Genomic DNA, 17,234 nt, shown 5'->3' with positions numbered 1-17,234 from the left:
AGTAATAGAATGGCATTCAGGGGGATGTATTCTTAATCAACGCTTTTTTGTTAAAGGATATATCTCTTTAAAAGTTGGGGGTTAAGAAATGGGACGCATCGTGAAGTTTTTCCGTGAAGTTGGACGTGAGATGAAAAAGGTTAGCTGGCCTACAAAGAAAGAGCTAACGAAATATACGATCACAGTTATTGTCGTTGTTTTATTCTTTACGTTATTCTTTACTGTTGTTGATTTAGGTATTTCTGAATTGATTCGTTTAATTCTTGAATAACCCCTGAGCTTCCATGGTATAATGGATGATAACACAGGAACATTTGCAGGAGCCCGGTAACGGGTTTTTTCATTTGGTCAAGAAAGGCCTAGTCCATTTGCTTAGGATTCGATTGGTTTCGTAATCCGTCACTTTAGACAAACAAGAGATGTCAGTCTTTCAAAAATAAAAATAGATTGCAGGGAGGGAAGGACGTTAAGTCCCCTTTGATATGGAAAAGAATTGGTATGTAGTACATACGTACTCAGGGTATGAGAATAAAGTAAAAGCAAACCTTGAAAAACGTGTGGAATCGATGGGCATGCAGGATAAAATTTTTAGAGTGGTTGTCCCTGAAGAAGAAGAAACAGATATTAAGAATGGTAAGAAGAAAGTTGTAAAACGGAAGGTGTTCCCAGGTTATGTGTTGGTGGAGATTGTTATGACAGATGACTCTTGGTATGTAGTGCGTAACACACCTGGTGTAACGGGATTTGTTGGTTCAGCGGGTTCTGGCTCCAAACCGACTCCGTTGTTGCCTGAAGAAGTGCAGGTCATTCTCAAACGTATGGGTGTTGAAGAAAAACGAATGGATGTAAACTTCGAAGTTGGGGAAACGGTTCAAGTAAACGAAGGTCCATTTGCTAACTTTACTGGATCTATTGAAGAAATCGATAAAGATAAAGCGAAAATCAAGGTGCTTGTAAATATGTTTGGAAGAGATACGCCAGTTGAATTAGATTTTTCGCAAATCGAAAAAATTTAACGGTCTTTCTCCCTTATATTTAACTAGAGAAAGTTGATTTTTGTATGATTTCGCCGTATCTAGCCATTGTCTTTCGCTTATGAGCTCTCCTATATTTTTGAAAAGAACTTGAAATCGTCTTTGAAAAATGATAATATTTCATAGGTCAGTATGTCTCAGAAGACGAGACCGGACATTGGACATTATTCTTTATGTTAATATAAAGAATTAACAGTTGAGTGGGAGGGGGAAAACCCCTATTACCACATCACGGACTTTAAGGAGGTGTGTCTCGTGGCTAAAAAAGTAATCAAACTTGTTAAATTGCAAATTCCTGCAGGTAAAGCAAATCCAGCACCACCAGTTGGTCCTGCACTAGGTCAAGCCGGTGTTAATATCATGGGATTCTGTAAGGAATTTAATGCACGCACAGCTGAACAAGCTGGTCTAATTATTCCTGTTGAAATCACGGTATTTGAGGACCGTTCATTTACATTTATTACGAAAACTCCACCTGCTGCTGTATTGCTTAAGAAAGCGGCTGGTATTGAGTCTGGTTCTGGTGAACCAAACCGTAATAAAGTAGCAACAGTCAAGCGTGACAAGGTACGCGAGATTGCTGAAACAAAAATGCCTGATCTAAACGCTGCTAGTGTAGAAGCTGCTATGCGTATGGTTGAAGGTACTGCACGCAGCATGGGTATTGTCATCGAAGACTAATACTATTTGCTTTGTATGTATGATGATTGTTTCTAAAAAGGTTGCGATGCTGAATTAGTTTCACTCGCAACCTTTATAATGTTCGGACCTTGAGAAATTCTCGAGGGGCCGACGTTTTTGAGATGAGAGGCAAACGTGCTTTTCGTCGGTGGGAGGTTATTCCGCTAAAACCACATTCAAGGAGGAAATTAAAATGGCTAAAAAAGGTAAGAAGTATGTAGAAGCTGCTAAACTTGTAGATAGCACAAAAGCTTACCCAGTTGCAGAAGCAATTGCTCTTGCGAAGAAAACAAACTTTGCTAAATTTGATGCAACAGTTGAAGTAGCTTTTCGTTTAGGTGTAGATCCTAAGAAAGCTGACCAACAAATTCGTGGAGCTGTCGTGCTTCCGAACGGTACTGGTAAAACTCAACGCGTGCTTGTATTTGCAAAAGGTGAAAAAGCGAAAGAAGCAGAAGCTGCGGGTGCAGACTATGTTGGAGATGCAGAATTCATCAACAAAATCAACCAAGGTTGGTTTGAGTTTGACGTAATCGTTGCTACTCCAGACATGATGGGTGAAGTTGGTAAACTTGGTCGTGTACTTGGACCAAAAGGTTTAATGCCAAACCCTAAAACAGGTACAGTTACATTTGATGTAGAAAAAGCTGTTAATGAAATCAAAGCAGGTAAAGTTGAATACCGTGTGGAAAAAGCTGGTAACATTCACGTGCCTATCGGAAAAGTATCATTTGAAGATGACAAGCTTGTTGAAAACTTCAACACAATCTTCGATACAATGATGAAAGCAAAACCTGCTGCAGCAAAAGGTACTTACATGAAAAACGTTTCTGTAACTACTACTATGGGACCTGGTGTGAAAATCGACCCTTCTACAGCGGCAACAAAATAATTAACCATTATTTGGTTTTTAAATAAAGTTGACATAGCAAAGTCCATTCTGTAGAATGAATCTTGTTATTATCATAACTTAATCATTTATACCGTAGACAGCAGGAGCCGATTGGGGCTTAATAACCTGCCGAGGTAATACGATAGATTTTAATTGCTTGAACGAGCTATTGTATACTTCCTCCATGTCTACCTTTGATATGGAGGTTTTTTAATGAGATGGTGAGCCTCACCTATCTGATTGAACGGTATGAATGCATAATTCAATAGGAGGTGTAAAGATGAGCAGCATTATCGAACAAAAGAAACAAATCGTAGAAGAAATTGCAGACAAATTCAAATCAGCTCAAACAGCAGTTGTTGTTGATTACCGCGGATTAACTGTTGCAGAAGTAACAGAACTTCGTAAACAACTACGTGAAGCGAATGTTGAATTCAAAGTTTACAAAAACTCTATGAGTCGTCGTGCAGCAGAAGCTGCTGAACTTGCAGGCTTAAACGAACATCTTACTGGTCCTAATGCAATTGCATTCAGTACAGAGGATGTTGTCGCACCAGCGAAAATTTTAAACGAGTTTGCTAAAAAGCATGAAGCTCTTGAAATTAAAGCGGGTGTAATTGAAGGTAATATCGCTTCACAAGAAGAAGTGAAAGCTCTTGCTGAACTTCCATCTCGCGAAGGTTTACTTTCTATGCTACTCAGCGTACTTCAAGCTCCAGTTCGCAACCTTGCTCTTGCAACAAAAGCTGTTGCAGATCAAAAAGAAGAACAAGGCGCTTAATTATCGGTTTTAACCAATATAATCTAACAAAAATTAAGGAGGAAATTATATCATGACTAAAGAACAAATCATTGAAGCAGTTAAAAGTATGACTGTTTTAGAACTTAACGATCTAGTAAAAGCAATTGAAGAAGAATTCGGAGTAACTGCTGCAGCTCCTGTAGCTGTTGCTGGTGGCGCTGCTGGTGGAGACGCTGCTGCTGAGAAAACAGAATTTGACGTAATTCTTAATTCTGCTGGCGATCAAAAAATTAAAGTTATCAAAGTTGTTCGTGAAATCACAGGTCTTGGCCTTAAAGAAGCGAAAGAAGTTGTTGATAACACTCCTAAAGCTATTAAAGAAGGCGCTTCTAAAGAAGAAGCTGAAGAAATCAAAGCTAAACTTGAAGAAGTTGGAGCTGGCGTAGAAGTTAAGTAATATAGTTTGTTTAAAAGCCCGCTTGTATGAGCGGGCTTTTTTAATATCAGTTATGTGGACTGTTTAGGTAAGTGAATTTAAGGAGAACGTTACAGCAACTAACGAAGCGTTTGCTTAATTTTACCCTCTACCAAAAAAAATCCTCGCACATGCAGCTCTAATATCTGGAGGTGACCACTATGTCAGACCATTATTATTCTAAAACGCCTAATGTCGAAAGTAATCCACGTGTTTGGAGTTACAAACTAAGAGACAAAACATTTCAATTTAAAACCGATCATGGTGTATTTTCAAAAAGTGAAGTTGACTTTGGATCAAGGTTATTAATAGAGACGTTTATCCCTCCTGAAATATCTGGTGATGTATTAGATGTTGGTTGTGGGTACGGCCCAATTGGTTTATCAATGGCGTCGATTATGCAAGATCGTCAAGTCGTCATGATCGACGTGAACGAAAGAGCGCTTGAGCTGGCACAAACGAACGGCGAGCTAAATGGTATCAACAATATCACTGTAAAAGAAAGTGACAAGTTGGCAGTTGTTAAAGACCAACAATTTGCAGCTATTTTAACGAATCCACCAATAAGAGCTGGGAAACAAACTGTTCATAGTATTTTTGAAGAGAGTTTTGAATGTTTATTGCCTGGTGGAGAACTATGGGTAGTCATTCAAAAGAAGCAAGGTGCACCATCTGCAATTGAAAAGCTCTCGGAATTATTTGCTGAAGTAGATACTGTTGTGAAGAAAAAAGGCTATTTTATATTAAGAGCAAAAAAAGATTGACTTGACATTTTCGCTATGTTAGTATTGTAAAATGCCAACATAATATACTACCAATAGGGATAAAAATTTATGCGTTATTGTATAAATTTATCCAGATGTGGGAAGTAATGAAAAGAATAGTCTAATGATGGAATTGTGGTTTTTGCTTGAAAAACCCTTTTTCTTTTTGTCTGATTGAGTTTATGTTTACGGAGGAAACTCGTGCTTTGGGGCTTCCGACGCTCTAGTTTTGGCAAAAATAGAGCGAAATGTGACTCGAGTTTAAGATATGTCAAGCTACCTGGATAATATTTCTCATGTAAAGAGTTTATCTCACTTGTGGGCTGGAATCCACAGGTAAAAAGATAGATTCTATTATTTACATGTGAGATTCACAGGTTGCTTTTCAAATAATAACGCTTGATTTGAGGGGTGAATCAGTTGACAGGTCAACTAGTTCAGTATGGACGACACCGCCAACGTAGAAGTTACGCACGAATCAGTGAAGTTTTAGAATTACCAAATCTAATCGAAATCCAAACCTCTTCTTATCAATGGTTTCTTGATGAGGGTTTAAGAGAGATGTTTCACGACATTTCTCCGATTGAAGACTTTACTGGTAATTTATCGCTTGAATTTATTGATTACAGCCTTGGCGATCCAAAATATTCGGTTGAGGAATCGAAGGAACGAGATGTTACATATTCTGCACCTTTGCGTGTGAAAGTGCGTCTTGTGAACAAAGAAACAGGCGAAGTCAAAGATCAGGATGTCTTTATGGGTGACTTCCCGCTTATGACAGAAACAGGAACATTTGTAATTAATGGCGCAGAACGTGTCATTGTTTCGCAATTGGTGCGTTCTCCGAGCGTATACTTTAGCGGAAAACTCGATAAAAACGGGAAAAAAGGCTTTACTGCCACTGTTATCCCGAACCGCGGCGCTTGGCTTGAGTATGAAACTGATGCCAAAGATGTCGTATACGTTAGAATAGATCGTACGAGGAAACTACCCGTTACGGTTCTTTTGCGTGCACTAGGGTTCGGATCTGATCAAGAAATCATCGAATTAATTGGTGACAATGAATATATCCGTAATACGCTTGAAAAAGATAACACAGAAGGTACGGACAAAGCATTGCTCGAAATCTATGAGCGTCTTCGTCCTGGTGAACCACCGACTGTTGAGAATGCAAAAAGCTTACTTGTATCAAGATTCTTTGATCCAAAACGCTATGATTTAGCAAATGTTGGACGTTACAAGATTAATAAAAAGCTTCATATAAAAAATAGATTATTTGGCCAAAGATTAGCTGAGAATTTGGTTGATCCTGAAACAGGGGAAATCATTGCTGAAAAAGGTGTTGTACTTGATCGTAGAACGCTTGATCGAATTCTTCCTTATCTTGAGAAGAATGTTGGCTTTAAGAAAGTGGACCTTGTCGGTGGCGTTATAGATGAAGAAGTCGATGTTCAATCGATTAAAATTTATGCACCGAATGAAGATGGCGAGAAAGTCATCAATGTAATCGGTAATGCGTATGTAGAAGAAGCTGTGAAGAATATTTCACCGGCTGATATTATTGCTTCTATTAGCTATTTCTTTGATTTATTACATGGTGTCGGCGATACAGATGATATTGACCATCTTGGTAATAGAAGATTACGTTCTGTTGGTGAGCTATTGCAAAACCAATTCCGTATCGGTTTATCAAGAATGGAGCGTGTAGTTCGTGAGAGAATGTCCATTCAAGACACGAACACAATTACGCCACAACAATTAATCAACATTCGTCCTGTTATTGCATCTATTAAAGAATTCTTTGGTAGCTCTCAATTGTCTCAGTTCATGGACCAAACAAATCCATTAGCTGAGTTAACACATAAGCGACGTCTGTCAGCCTTAGGACCTGGTGGATTAACACGTGAGCGTGCAGGCTTTGAAGTGCGTGACGTTCACTATTCCCACTATGGTCGTATGTGTCCAATTGAAACGCCAGAGGGACCGAATATCGGATTAATTAACTCTTTATCATCCTTTGCGAAAGTGAATCGTTTCGGATTTATTGAAACACCTTATCGTCGTATTGATCACGAAACAGGTACAGTATCTTCAAGAATCGATTACTTAACAGCTGATGAGGAAGATAATTATGTTGTAGCCCAAGCGAACGCAAGACTAGGTGAAGATGGTTCATTTGTTGACGAGGAAGTTGTTGCTCGTTTTAGAGGGGAAAATACTGTTGTTAAACGTGACCGTGTTGATTACATGGATGTATCACCTAAGCAGGTTGTATCTGCTGCGACTGCATGTATCCCGTTCTTAGAGAATGATGACTCTAACCGTGCCTTAATGGGTGCCAACATGCAACGACAAGCTGTGCCTCTTATGCAGCCTGAAGCACCACGCGTTGGAACAGGAATGGAATATGTTTCTGGTAAAGATTCTGGTGCTGCGGTGATTTGTAAGCACGAAGGTATTGTTGAGCATGTTGAAGCGAAAGAAGTTTGGGTAAGACGTGTGAAAGAAGTAGATGGCCAAGAAGTAAAAGGCGATCTTGATAAATATAGAATGCTTAAGTTCATTCGTTCCAACCAAGGTACTTGTTACAACCAAAGACCAATTGTTGCAGTTGGTAACCGTGTAACGAAAGGTGAAATCCTTGCTGACGGACCATCAATGGAACTTGGTGAACTTGCGCTTGGACGTAATGTTCTCGTTGCTTTCATGACATGGGACGGTTATAACTACGAGGATGCGATCATCATGAGTGAGCGCCTTGTAAAAGATGATGTATACACTTCGATTCATATTGAAGAGTATGAGTCAGAGTCTCGTGATACGAAGCTTGGACCTGAAGAAATTACTCGTGACATCCCGAATGTAGGGGAAGATGCCCTACGTAATTTAGATGAGCGCGGTATTATTCGCACAGGTGCTGAAGTGAAAGATGGGGACTTGTTAGTTGGTAAAGTAACGCCTAAAGGTGTAACAGAACTAACTGCGGAGGAAAGACTACTTCATGCTATCTTCGGTGAAAAAGCACGTGAAGTACGTGATACATCCTTGCGTGTACCACATGGTGGAGGCGGTATCGTACTAGATGTCAAAGTCTTCAACCGTGAAGATGGCGATGAACTACCTCCAGGTGTAAACCAACTTGTACGTGTTTATATTGTTCAGAAGCGTAAGATTTCTGAAGGGGACAAAATGGCCGGCCGACATGGTAACAAAGGGGTTATCTCTCGTATTCTACCGGAAGAAGATATGCCGTATTTACCAGATGGCACACCGGTTGATATCATGTTGAACCCATTAGGGGTACCTTCTCGTATGAACATCGGTCAGGTACTTGAACTACACCTTGGAATGGCGGCAAGATCACTAGGCATTCATGTTGCTTCACCAGTATTTGATGGTGCAAACGAGGAAGATGTTTGGGAAACAATCGAAGAAGCTGGTATGGCTCGTGATGCGAAAACAGTTCTTTATGATGGACGTTCAGGAGAGCCGTTTGATAACCGTGTATCTGTTGGTGTCATGTATATGATCAAACTAGCACACATGGTTGATGATAAACTTCACGCTCGTTCTACTGGACCTTACTCACTTGTTACGCAACAACCGCTTGGTGGTAAAGCACAATTCGGTGGACAGCGTTTTGGTGAGATGGAGGTTTGGGCACTTGAAGCCTATGGTGCTGCTTATACACTTCAAGAGATCTTAACAGTTAAATCGGATGATGTCGTTGGACGTGTGAAAACATATGAATCCATCGTTAAGGGTGAAAATGTACCGGAACCTGGTGTCCCTGAATCATTCAAAGTATTAATTAAAGAACTTCAAAGCTTAGGTATGGATGTAAAAATCCTTTCAGGCGATGAAAAAGAGATAGAAATGCGTGATACGGATGATGATGAGGATATGCAACAGGCTGAATCCTTAACAATCGCTCCAGATACGCAAGAAACAGAAGTAGCAGAAACAGTAGCAACAAAAGAATAAATTTGAACAAGGAGGGCGATCACTGCCCTCCATTCGAGCTAAGTGGAATAGATGACTGGGACCCAAACTTATTAATAAGTTAATGGGAAAAACCTGTAGATCGAAAGGGAGGTAGGCCCCTTGCTAGATGTTAATAATTTCGAGTATATGAAAATAGGTCTCGCTTCACCAGATAAAATCCGCTCATGGTCTCATGGTGAAGTAAAGAAACCTGAAACAATCAATTATCGTACATTAAAACCTGAAAAAGATGGTTTGTTTTGTGAACGTATTTTCGGTCCAACAAAGGACTGGGAGTGTCATTGCGGTAAATACAAACGCGTTCGTTATAAAGGTGTTGTTTGTGATCGTTGTGGTGTTGAAGTTACACGTGCTAAAGTTCGTCGTGAAAGAATGGGGCATATTGAGCTAGCAGCGCCAGTATCACATATTTGGTACTTTAAAGGTATTCCAAGCCGTATGGGTCTTGTTCTTGATATGTCTCCTCGTGCATTGGAAGAAGTAATTTATTTTGCATCTTATGTTGTAACCGAATCTGGAGATACAGCATTAGAGAAAAAACAATTGCTCTCTGAAAAAGAATACCGTGCTTACCGTGAAAAATACGGTAATAAGTTCCAAGCGTCTATGGGTGCGGAGTCAATTAGAAAGTTACTTTCAGATATTGACCTTGATAAAGAAGTAGATACTTTAAAAGAAGAATTAAAAACTGCACAAGGGCAACGCCGTACACGTGCAATTAAACGATTAGAAGTGCTTGAAGCATTCCGTGGTTCAGGAAATGAACCGAGCTGGATGATTCTTGATGTGCTACCAGTTATTCCTCCAGAGCTTCGTCCAATGGTTCAACTAGACGGTGGTCGCTTTGCTACATCAGATTTGAATGACCTTTATCGCCGTGTAATTAACCGTAATAACCGTTTGAAACGTTTATTAGACCTTGGTGCTCCAAGCATCATCGTTCAAAATGAAAAGCGTATGCTTCAAGAAGCTGTTGACGCTTTAATTGATAACGGTCGTCGTGGACGTCCTGTTACAGGTCCTGGTAATAGACCACTTAAATCACTATCTCATATGTTAAAAGGTAAACAAGGACGTTTCCGTCAAAACTTGCTCGGTAAACGTGTTGACTACTCTGGGCGTTCTGTAATTGTCGTTGGTCCAAACTTGAAAATGTATCAATGTGGACTACCTAAAGAAATGGCATTGGAGTTATTTAAACCATTTGTCATGAAAGAGTTAGTTGAAAAGGGCCTAGCACATAACATTAAATCAGCTAAACGTAAAATCGAAAAAGTTCACCCTGAAGTTTGGGATGTACTAGAGAGTGTCATTAAGGAGCATCCGGTATTATTAAACCGTGCCCCTACACTTCATAGATTAGGGATTCAAGCATTTGAACCTACGTTGGTTGAAGGACGTGCCATTCGCCTGCATCCACTTGTTTGTACAGCATATAATGCTGACTTTGATGGTGACCAAATGGCGGTTCACGTACCTTTATCAGCAGAAGCGCAAGCTGAAGCTAGATTGCTTATGTTGGCAGCACAAAACATCCTGAATCCTAAGGATGGTAAACCAGTTGTTACGCCTTCACAAGATATGGTGTTAGGTAACTATTACTTAACTTTAGAAAGAGAAAATGCTGTTGGTGAAGGAATGGTCTTTAACGACACAAGCGAGGCGTTACTTGCTTACCAAAACGGATATGTTCACTTGCACACAAGAGTAGCTGTTCATGCTGGTTCGTTAAAAAATGAAACATTCACTGAAGAACAAAACAAGCAACTATTAATGACAACAGTTGGTAAATTGGTATTCAATGAAATTTTACCGAAAACATTCCCGTATATTAACGAACCAACAAAAGAGAATCTTGAAATTGAAACACCGAAGAAATACTTTATTGATAAAGCTATTGATATTCCTGAAGCGATTCGTACAATGCCGATTGTCGATCCATTTAAGAAGAAAATTCTTGGAAATATCATTGCTGAAGTATTTAAACGCTTCAAGATTACTGAAACATCAAAAATGCTAGACCGCATGAAGAATTTAGGTTTCAAATATTCAACTAAGGCTGGTATTACCGTTGGTGTGGCAGACATCGTTGTATTAGGTGAAAAAGAAGAAATTCTTCATGAAGCTCAAAATAAAGTTGATAATGTATTAAAACAATTTAGACGTGGTCTTATTACTGAAGAGGAACGTTATGACAGAGTTATCTCTATCTGGAGTGCGGCGAAAGATAATATCCAATCGAAACTAATGAAATCATTGGATAAATCCAACCCAATCTTCATGATGAGTGATTCAGGTGCCCGTGGTAACGCATCTAACTTTACACAGTTAGCTGGTATGCGTGGTCTAATGGCCAACCCGGCTGGTCGTATTATTGAATTACCGATTAAATCAAGTTTCCGTGAAGGATTAACTGTATTAGAGTACTTTATCTCTACTCACGGTGCGCGTAAAGGTCTTGCTGATACAGCCCTTAAAACAGCTGACTCTGGTTACCTTACTCGTCGTCTTGTTGACGTTGCACAGGACGTAATTGTACGTGAAGATGATTGCGGTACAGATCGTGGATTATTGATTTCTTCCTTGAAGGAAGGAACAGAAGTGATCGAAAGCTTAGAGGAACGTTTAATCGGTCGTCATGTAAGAAAAGCGATTAGACATCCGGAAACAAATGAAATCATTGCACGTGAAAATGAATTGATTACTGAAGATTTATCTGCAGAAATCATCGCTGCAGGCGTTGAAGAAGCATGGATTCGCTCTGCGTTCACATGTAATACTCGCCACGGTGTATGTAAAAAATGTTACGGACGTAACTTGGCTACTGGTCAAGAAGTTGAAGTCGGTGAAGCAGTTGGTATTATTGCCGCTCAATCAATTGGTGAACCTGGTACACAGTTAACGATGCGTACATTCCATACTGGTGGGGTTGCAGGAGACGATATTACACAAGGTCTTCCTCGTATCCAAGAGATTTTTGAAGCACGTAACCCTAAAGGTCAAGCGGTTATTTCAGAAATCAAAGGTACAGTGGTTGGCATTAATGAAGGTCGCGATCGTCAACATGAAATCGTTATTCAAGGTGAAGTTGAATCACGCACTTATACTGCACCTTATACTGCACGCTTAAAAGTAGCAATTAACGATGAAGTGGAACGCGGTCAAGAGCTAACAGAAGGTTCTATCGATCCGAAAGAATTAATTAAGGTGAGAGATGTTACAGCTGTTCAAGAATACTTGCTACGAGAAGTACAAAAAGTTTATCGTATGCAAGGGGTTGAAATCGGTGATAAACACGTCGAAGTAATGGTACGTCAAATGCTTCGTAAAGTACGTGTTATCGATGCAGCTGAGACAGATGTACTTCCAGGCACATTGCTTGATATCCATCAATTTACTGATGCGAATAGAAAAGCACTTATGGAAGGTAAAATGCCAGCTACGGGACGTCCGGTATTACTTGGTATTACAAAAGCATCTCTTGAAACTGATTCCTTCTTATCCGCTGCTTCATTCCAAGAAACAACTAGAGTTCTTACAGATGCAGCGATTAAGGGAAAACGTGATGAGTTACTCGGCTTGAAAGAAAATGTTATCATTGGTAAACTTGTTCCAGCTGGTACAGGTATGCAACGTTATCGTCAAGCAGAGCCTTATACAAAAGAGGCAGTTGAAGAAACAATCACGGTTGAATAATGATAGAAGAAAGGGTGTCGTTCTTTTTAAGAATGGCACCGACCTTCTATATTAAAAAAATATGAATGATTGTTGACATCATTTTCAATTGGTGGTAATATAGCAAAGGTGCTCCTATTACTGGATACTTTGGAGGATGAATTTATGTCTTATGAAAAAGTATTGCAGGCGAAAGAAATTATAGTAGGAACTAAACAAACAGTGAAAGCTCTTAAATCTGGAATTGTATCTGAAGTAGTCATCGCTAGCGATACAAATTTTCAAGTCAAATCTATGATAGAAGAAGCTGCTAAAGATCATAACGTTCCAATCACATATGTTGATTCGATGAAAAAGCTTGGTAAAGCATGTGGGATAGATGTAGGTGCTGCAGCTGTTGCATTAACTATTTAAAAACTGTTTTTGTAGATAGAAATCTGCAAGGACTTTGTTTTTGCCTTTAAATGAACCACCTGGATGTGTGGGCTTACATGAAAAGATGAAGGGAGGAAAAATACATGCCTACTATTAATCAATTAGTACGCAAGCCTCGTAAAACAAAGGAAGAGAAATCAACTTCTCCTGCGTTGAACAAAGGTTATAACAGCTTCAAAAAAGTACAAACGAACATATCTTCACCACAAAAACGCGGTGTATGTACTCGTGTTGGTACAATGACTCCAAAAAAACCAAACTCAGCGTTGCGTAAATATGCACGTGTACGTTTAACTAACGGAATCGAAGTGAATGCTTATATTCCTGGTATTGGTCATAACCTACAAGAGCACAGTGTGGTACTTATCCGTGGCGGTCGTGTAAAAGACTTACCGGGTGTACGTTACCATATCGTTCGTGGTGCACTTGATACTGCTGGTGTTAACAACCGTATGCAAGGTCGTTCTAAATACGGTGCTAAACGTCCTAAAGCAGCTAAGAAATAATTCACAAATAAAAATAACCCTTTCTTGAAAGGAGGAAAAATTACATGCCACGTAAAGGTCCTGTAGCAAAAAGAGACGTATTGCCTGATCCGATTTACAACTCAAAGCTTGTTAGCCGTCTAATCAATAAAATGATGGTAGATGGTAAGAGAGGTAAATCTCAAGCAATTCTATATAATGCATTTGATATCATTAGTGAGCGTACTGGCAAAGAGCCAATGGAAGTATTCGATCAAGCGCTTAAAAACATCATGCCTGTACTTGAAGTAAGAGCACGCCGTGTTGGTGGAGCTAACTACCAAGTACCAGTTGAGGTGCGTCCTGATCGCCGTACAACTCTTGGTCTTCGTTGGTTAGTAAACTACGCTCGCCTTCGCGGTGAGAAAACAATGGAAGAGCGTCTTGCAAACGAAATTCTTGATGCAGCTAACAACACTGGTGCATCAGTGAAGAAACGTGAAGACACTCATAAAATGGCTGAAGCAAACAAAGCATTTGCTCACTATCGCTGGTAAGATTCACTTTTATATTATAAAAACAATTCCCATACTAGGAAGGAGAAAGACACAATGGCAAGAGAGTTCTCCTTAGATAATACGCGTAATATTGGTATCATGGCTCATATTGATGCTGGTAAAACAACAACAACTGAGCGTGTTCTTTATTACACTGGTCGTATCCATAAAATTGGTGAAACACATGAAGGTGCTTCACAAATGGATTGGATGGAGCAAGAGCAAGAACGTGGTATTACAATCACTTCTGCCGCTACTACAGCTCAATGGAAAGGCCACCGTGTTAATATCATTGACACGCCAGGACACGTAGACTTCACAGTTGAAGTTGAGCGTTCATTGCGTGTACTTGATGGAGCAGTTGCTGTACTAGATGCTCAATCTGGTGTTGAACCACAGACTGAGACTGTATGGCGTCAAGCGACAACTTACGGCGTACCACGTGTGGTATTCGTAAACAAAATGGATAAAATCGGTGCAGACTTCTTGTACTCTTTAGGTACACTTCATGATCGTCTGCAAGCAAATGCAGCAGCTATCCAATTACCAATTGGTGCTGAAGACGAATTCGAAGGTATCATTGACCTTATCGAAATGAAAGCTACTTTCTACGGTAACGATCTTGGTACTGACATCGAAACACGTGAAATTCCTGAAGAATACATGGATCAAGCTCAAGAGTATCGTGAAAAATTAATCGAAGCTCTTGCAGAACTTGATGAAGAATTAATGGAGAAATATCTTGGTGGAGAAGAAATCTCTAATGATGAGATTAAAGCTGCAATCCGTCAAGGTACAGTAAACGTTGAATTCTATCCAGTTATTTGTGGATCTGCTTTCAAAAACAAAGGTGTTCAAAAAATGCTTGATGCAGTAATCGACTACCTTCCATCTCCATTGGATGTACATGCCATTAAAGGTATCAATCCAGAGACAGAAGAAGAAGTTACTCGTCCATCAAGTGATGAAGAGCCTTTCTCTGCATTAGCATTTAAAGTTATGACTGACCCTTATGTTGGTAAATTAACTTTCTTCCGCGTTTACTCTGGTACGTTAGATTCAGGTTCTTATGTTAAGAACTCTACAAAAGATAAACGTGAACGTGTAGGTCGTATCCTACAAATGCATGCAAACTCTCGTGAAGAGATCTCTACAGTTTATGCAGGGGATATTGCTGCTGCTGTTGGTTTGAAAGATACTTCTACTGGAGATACACTATGTGATGAAAAGAGTCTTGTAATTCTTGAATCTATGGAGTTCCCAGAGCCAGTTATCTCTCTTTCTATCGAACCGAAGTCTAAAGCAGACCAAGATAAGATGACTACAGCACTTCAAAAACTTCAAGAAGAAGATCCAACATTCCGCGCGCATACTGACCAAGAAACTGGTCAAGTAATCATCGCTGGTATGGGTGAGCTTCACCTTGATATCCTTGTAGACCGTATGAAACGTGAATTTAAAGTAGAAGCAAATGTTGGTGCACCACAAGTTGCTTATCGTGAAACTTTCCGTGCATCTGCAAACATCGAAGGTAAATTCGCGCGTCAATCCGGTGGTCGTGGTCAATTTGGTCACGTTTGGATTGAGTTCTCTCCAAATGAAGAAGGTGCAGGATTTGAATTCGTAAACGGCATCGTTGGTGGTGTTGTTCCACGTGAATATATCCCTGCAGTACAATCTGGTCTTGAAGATGCTATGGAGCGTGGTGTATTAGCCGGCTATCCAATGGTTGATATTAAAGCTAGATTATTTGATGGATCTTACCATGATGTTGACTCATCTGAAATGGCGTTTAAAATTGCCGCTTCTATGGCACTGAAAAACGCTGCTTCAAAATGTAACCCAGTTATCCTTGAACCGGTAATGAAAGTTGAAGTAGTTATTCCGGAAGAGTATATGGGAGACATTATGGGTGATGTTACTTCTCGTCGTGGACGTGTAGAAGGTATGGAAGCTCGCGGTAACGCGCAAGTTGTACGTGCAATGGTTCCACTTTCTGAAATGTTTGGTTATGCTACTTCATTGCGTTCTAATACGCAAGGTCGCGGTACATTCTCAATGCACTTTGATCATTATGAAGAAGTTCCAAAATCAATTTCTGAAGAAATCATCAAAAAAAATAAAGGTGAATAATTGATTTTACCTTTTTAATCAAGTATAACTATCATTGTAAGTAACCTGACATTGGAAGGTAGCCACCGACCAATGTCAATCAAATACTTAATTTATTTAAATTTAAAGGAGGATTTTCCTAATGGCTAAAGAAAAATTTGACCGTTCAAAACCCCATGTTAACATCGGAACTATCGGACACGTTGACCATGGTAAAACTACATTAACAGCAGCAATCACAACTGTACTTGCGAAAGCAGGCGGCGGTGAAGCTCGTGGATATGACCAAATCGATGCTGCTCCAGAAGAAAGAGAGCGTGGTATCACAATCTCTACTGCACACGTTGAGTACGAAACTGAAAACCGTCACTATGCACACGTTGACTGCCCAGGTCACGCTGACTATGTTAAAAACATGATCACTGGTGCTGCACAAATGGACGGCGGTATCCTAGTAGTATCTGCTGCTGATGGCCCAATGCCACAAACTCGTGAGCACATCCTTCTTTCTCGTCAAGTAGGTGTACCTTACCTTGTTGTATTCATGAACAAATGTGACATGGTAGACGACGAAGAATTACTTGAATTAGTAGAAATGGAAGTTCGTGACCTTCTTTCTGAATATGAATTCCCTGGTGACGATATTCCTGTAATCAAAGGTTCTGCGCTTAAAGCTCTTGAAGGAGATGCTGCGTGGGAAGAAAAAATCATTGAATTAATGGCTGCAGTTGATGAGTATATCCCAACTCCAACTCGTGACACTGAAAAACCATTCATGATGCCAGTTGAGGATGTATTCTCAATCACTGGTCGTGGTACTGTTGCTACAGGTCGTGTTGAGCGTGGACAAGTTAAAGTCGGTGATACTATTGAAATCATCGGTCTTGCTGAAGAACCAAAATCAACTACTGTAACAGGTGTTGAAATGTTCCGTAAGCTTCTTGATTATGCTGAAGCAGGAGATAACATTGGTGCTCTTCTTCGTGGTGTTGCACGTGAAGATATCCAACGTGGTCAAGTATTAGCTAAACCAGCTTCAATTACTCCACACGTAAAATTCAAAGCTGAAGTTTACGTTTTATCTAAAGAAGAAGGTGGACGTCACACTCCATTCTTCACAAACTACCGTCCTCAGTTCTACTTCCGTACAACTGATGTAACTGGTATTTGTAACCTTCCTGAAGGTGTAGAAATGGTTATGCCTGGAGATAACATCGAAATGAACGTTGAACTTATCTCTCCAATCGCTATCGAAGAAGGTACTAAATTCTCTATCCGTGAGGGTGGACGTACTGTAGGCGCTGGCGTAGTTGCTACAATCGTTGAGTAATAAATTTTGATTATGATATTTGAAGGGGACGCCTTTCATAGAAAAAGCAGTCGGGACGCCGGCTGCTT

General features: G+C 39.9%; 14 protein-coding genes and 1 other annotated feature. All 14 genes read left to right on the top strand.

Annotation, left to right across the window (positions count from 1 at the left end; all coding sequences use genetic code 11):
• Nucleotides 1-88 precede the first annotated feature (88 nt).
• The 14 genes from secE to tuf all read left to right on the top strand — a co-directional run bounded on the left by secE (nt 89) and on the right by tuf (nt 17,166).
• The gene (gene secE, locus U9M49_RS21870; RefSeq protein ID WP_095371238.1) at nt 89-271 is read left to right on the top strand and encodes a preprotein translocase subunit SecE; all 183 of its coding nucleotides are present in this window, start codon (nt 89-91) and stop codon (nt 269-271) included.
• A gap of 211 nt (nt 272-482) precedes the next feature.
• Nucleotides 483-1,016 (top strand): transcription termination/antitermination protein NusG, encoded by a 534-nt coding sequence (gene nusG / locus U9M49_RS21865; RefSeq protein WP_095371237.1) that lies wholly within the window; start codon nt 483-485, stop codon nt 1,014-1,016.
• Nucleotides 1,017-1,289: 273 nt separating this feature from the next.
• Nucleotides 1,290-1,715 carry a 50S ribosomal protein L11 gene (gene rplK, locus U9M49_RS21860; protein WP_009336545.1) on the top strand — a complete coding sequence of 142 codons (426 nt, stop codon included), beginning with the start codon at nt 1,290-1,292 and terminating at the stop codon, nt 1,713-1,715.
• A 193-nt stretch (nt 1,716-1,908) separates the two neighbouring features.
• The gene (gene rplA / locus U9M49_RS21855) at nt 1,909-2,607 is read left to right on the top strand and encodes a 50S ribosomal protein L1 (protein WP_095371236.1); all 699 of its coding nucleotides are present in this window, start codon (nt 1,909-1,911) and stop codon (nt 2,605-2,607) included.
• Between the two features lie 73 nt (nt 2,608-2,680).
• Nucleotides 2,681-2,828, top strand: a sequence feature (ribosomal protein L10 leader region).
• Nucleotides 2,829-2,887: 59 nt separating this feature from the next.
• Nucleotides 2,888-3,388, top strand: coding sequence for a 50S ribosomal protein L10 (rplJ, locus tag U9M49_RS21850; RefSeq protein WP_095371235.1), 501 nt, complete (start codon nt 2,888-2,890; stop codon nt 3,386-3,388).
• 52 nt (nt 3,389-3,440) lie between these two features.
• Nucleotides 3,441-3,806 (top strand): 50S ribosomal protein L7/L12, encoded by a 366-nt coding sequence (gene rplL / locus U9M49_RS21845; RefSeq protein WP_095371234.1) that lies wholly within the window; start codon nt 3,441-3,443, stop codon nt 3,804-3,806.
• A gap of 179 nt (nt 3,807-3,985) precedes the next feature.
• On the top strand, nt 3,986-4,588 hold the full coding sequence (locus U9M49_RS21840) for a class I SAM-dependent methyltransferase (RefSeq protein ID WP_322910603.1): 603 nt from the start codon (nt 3,986-3,988) through the stop codon (nt 4,586-4,588).
• Nucleotides 4,589-5,008: 420 nt separating this feature from the next.
• Nucleotides 5,009-8,572 carry a DNA-directed RNA polymerase subunit beta gene (rpoB, locus tag U9M49_RS21835; RefSeq protein ID WP_095371232.1) on the top strand — a complete coding sequence of 1,188 codons (3,564 nt, stop codon included), beginning with the start codon at nt 5,009-5,011 and terminating at the stop codon, nt 8,570-8,572.
• Between the two features lie 120 nt (nt 8,573-8,692).
• A complete protein-coding gene (gene rpoC / locus U9M49_RS21830; RefSeq protein WP_095371231.1) occupies nt 8,693-12,289 on the top strand; it encodes a DNA-directed RNA polymerase subunit beta' in 3,597 nt (1,198 codons plus the stop codon).
• Nucleotides 12,290-12,433: 144 nt separating this feature from the next.
• A complete protein-coding gene (locus U9M49_RS21825) occupies nt 12,434-12,682 on the top strand; it encodes a 50S ribosomal protein L7ae-like protein (RefSeq protein ID WP_095371230.1) in 249 nt (82 codons plus the stop codon).
• 104 nt (nt 12,683-12,786) lie between these two features.
• On the top strand, nt 12,787-13,209 hold the full coding sequence (gene rpsL / locus U9M49_RS21820) for a 30S ribosomal protein S12 (RefSeq protein ID WP_095371229.1): 423 nt from the start codon (nt 12,787-12,789) through the stop codon (nt 13,207-13,209).
• 44 nt (nt 13,210-13,253) lie between these two features.
• A complete protein-coding gene (gene rpsG, locus U9M49_RS21815; protein ID WP_095371228.1) occupies nt 13,254-13,724 on the top strand; it encodes a 30S ribosomal protein S7 in 471 nt (156 codons plus the stop codon).
• A 54-nt stretch (nt 13,725-13,778) separates the two neighbouring features.
• Nucleotides 13,779-15,857 (top strand): elongation factor G, encoded by a 2,079-nt coding sequence (gene fusA / locus U9M49_RS21810; protein ID WP_307317033.1) that lies wholly within the window; start codon nt 13,779-13,781, stop codon nt 15,855-15,857.
• Nucleotides 15,858-15,978: 121 nt separating this feature from the next.
• Nucleotides 15,979-17,166, top strand: coding sequence for an elongation factor Tu (tuf, locus tag U9M49_RS21805; RefSeq protein WP_095371226.1), 1,188 nt, complete (start codon nt 15,979-15,981; stop codon nt 17,164-17,166).
• Nucleotides 17,167-17,234: the final 68 nt, after the last annotated feature.

Origin of the sequence: Cytobacillus sp. OWB-43, assembly GCF_034651445.1 — a bacterium.
In the GTDB taxonomy this organism is placed as follows: Bacteria; Bacillota; Bacilli; order Bacillales; family Cytobacillaceae; genus Cytobacillus; species Cytobacillus kochii.
This window is presented reverse-complemented; position numbering and strand designations above follow the sequence as displayed.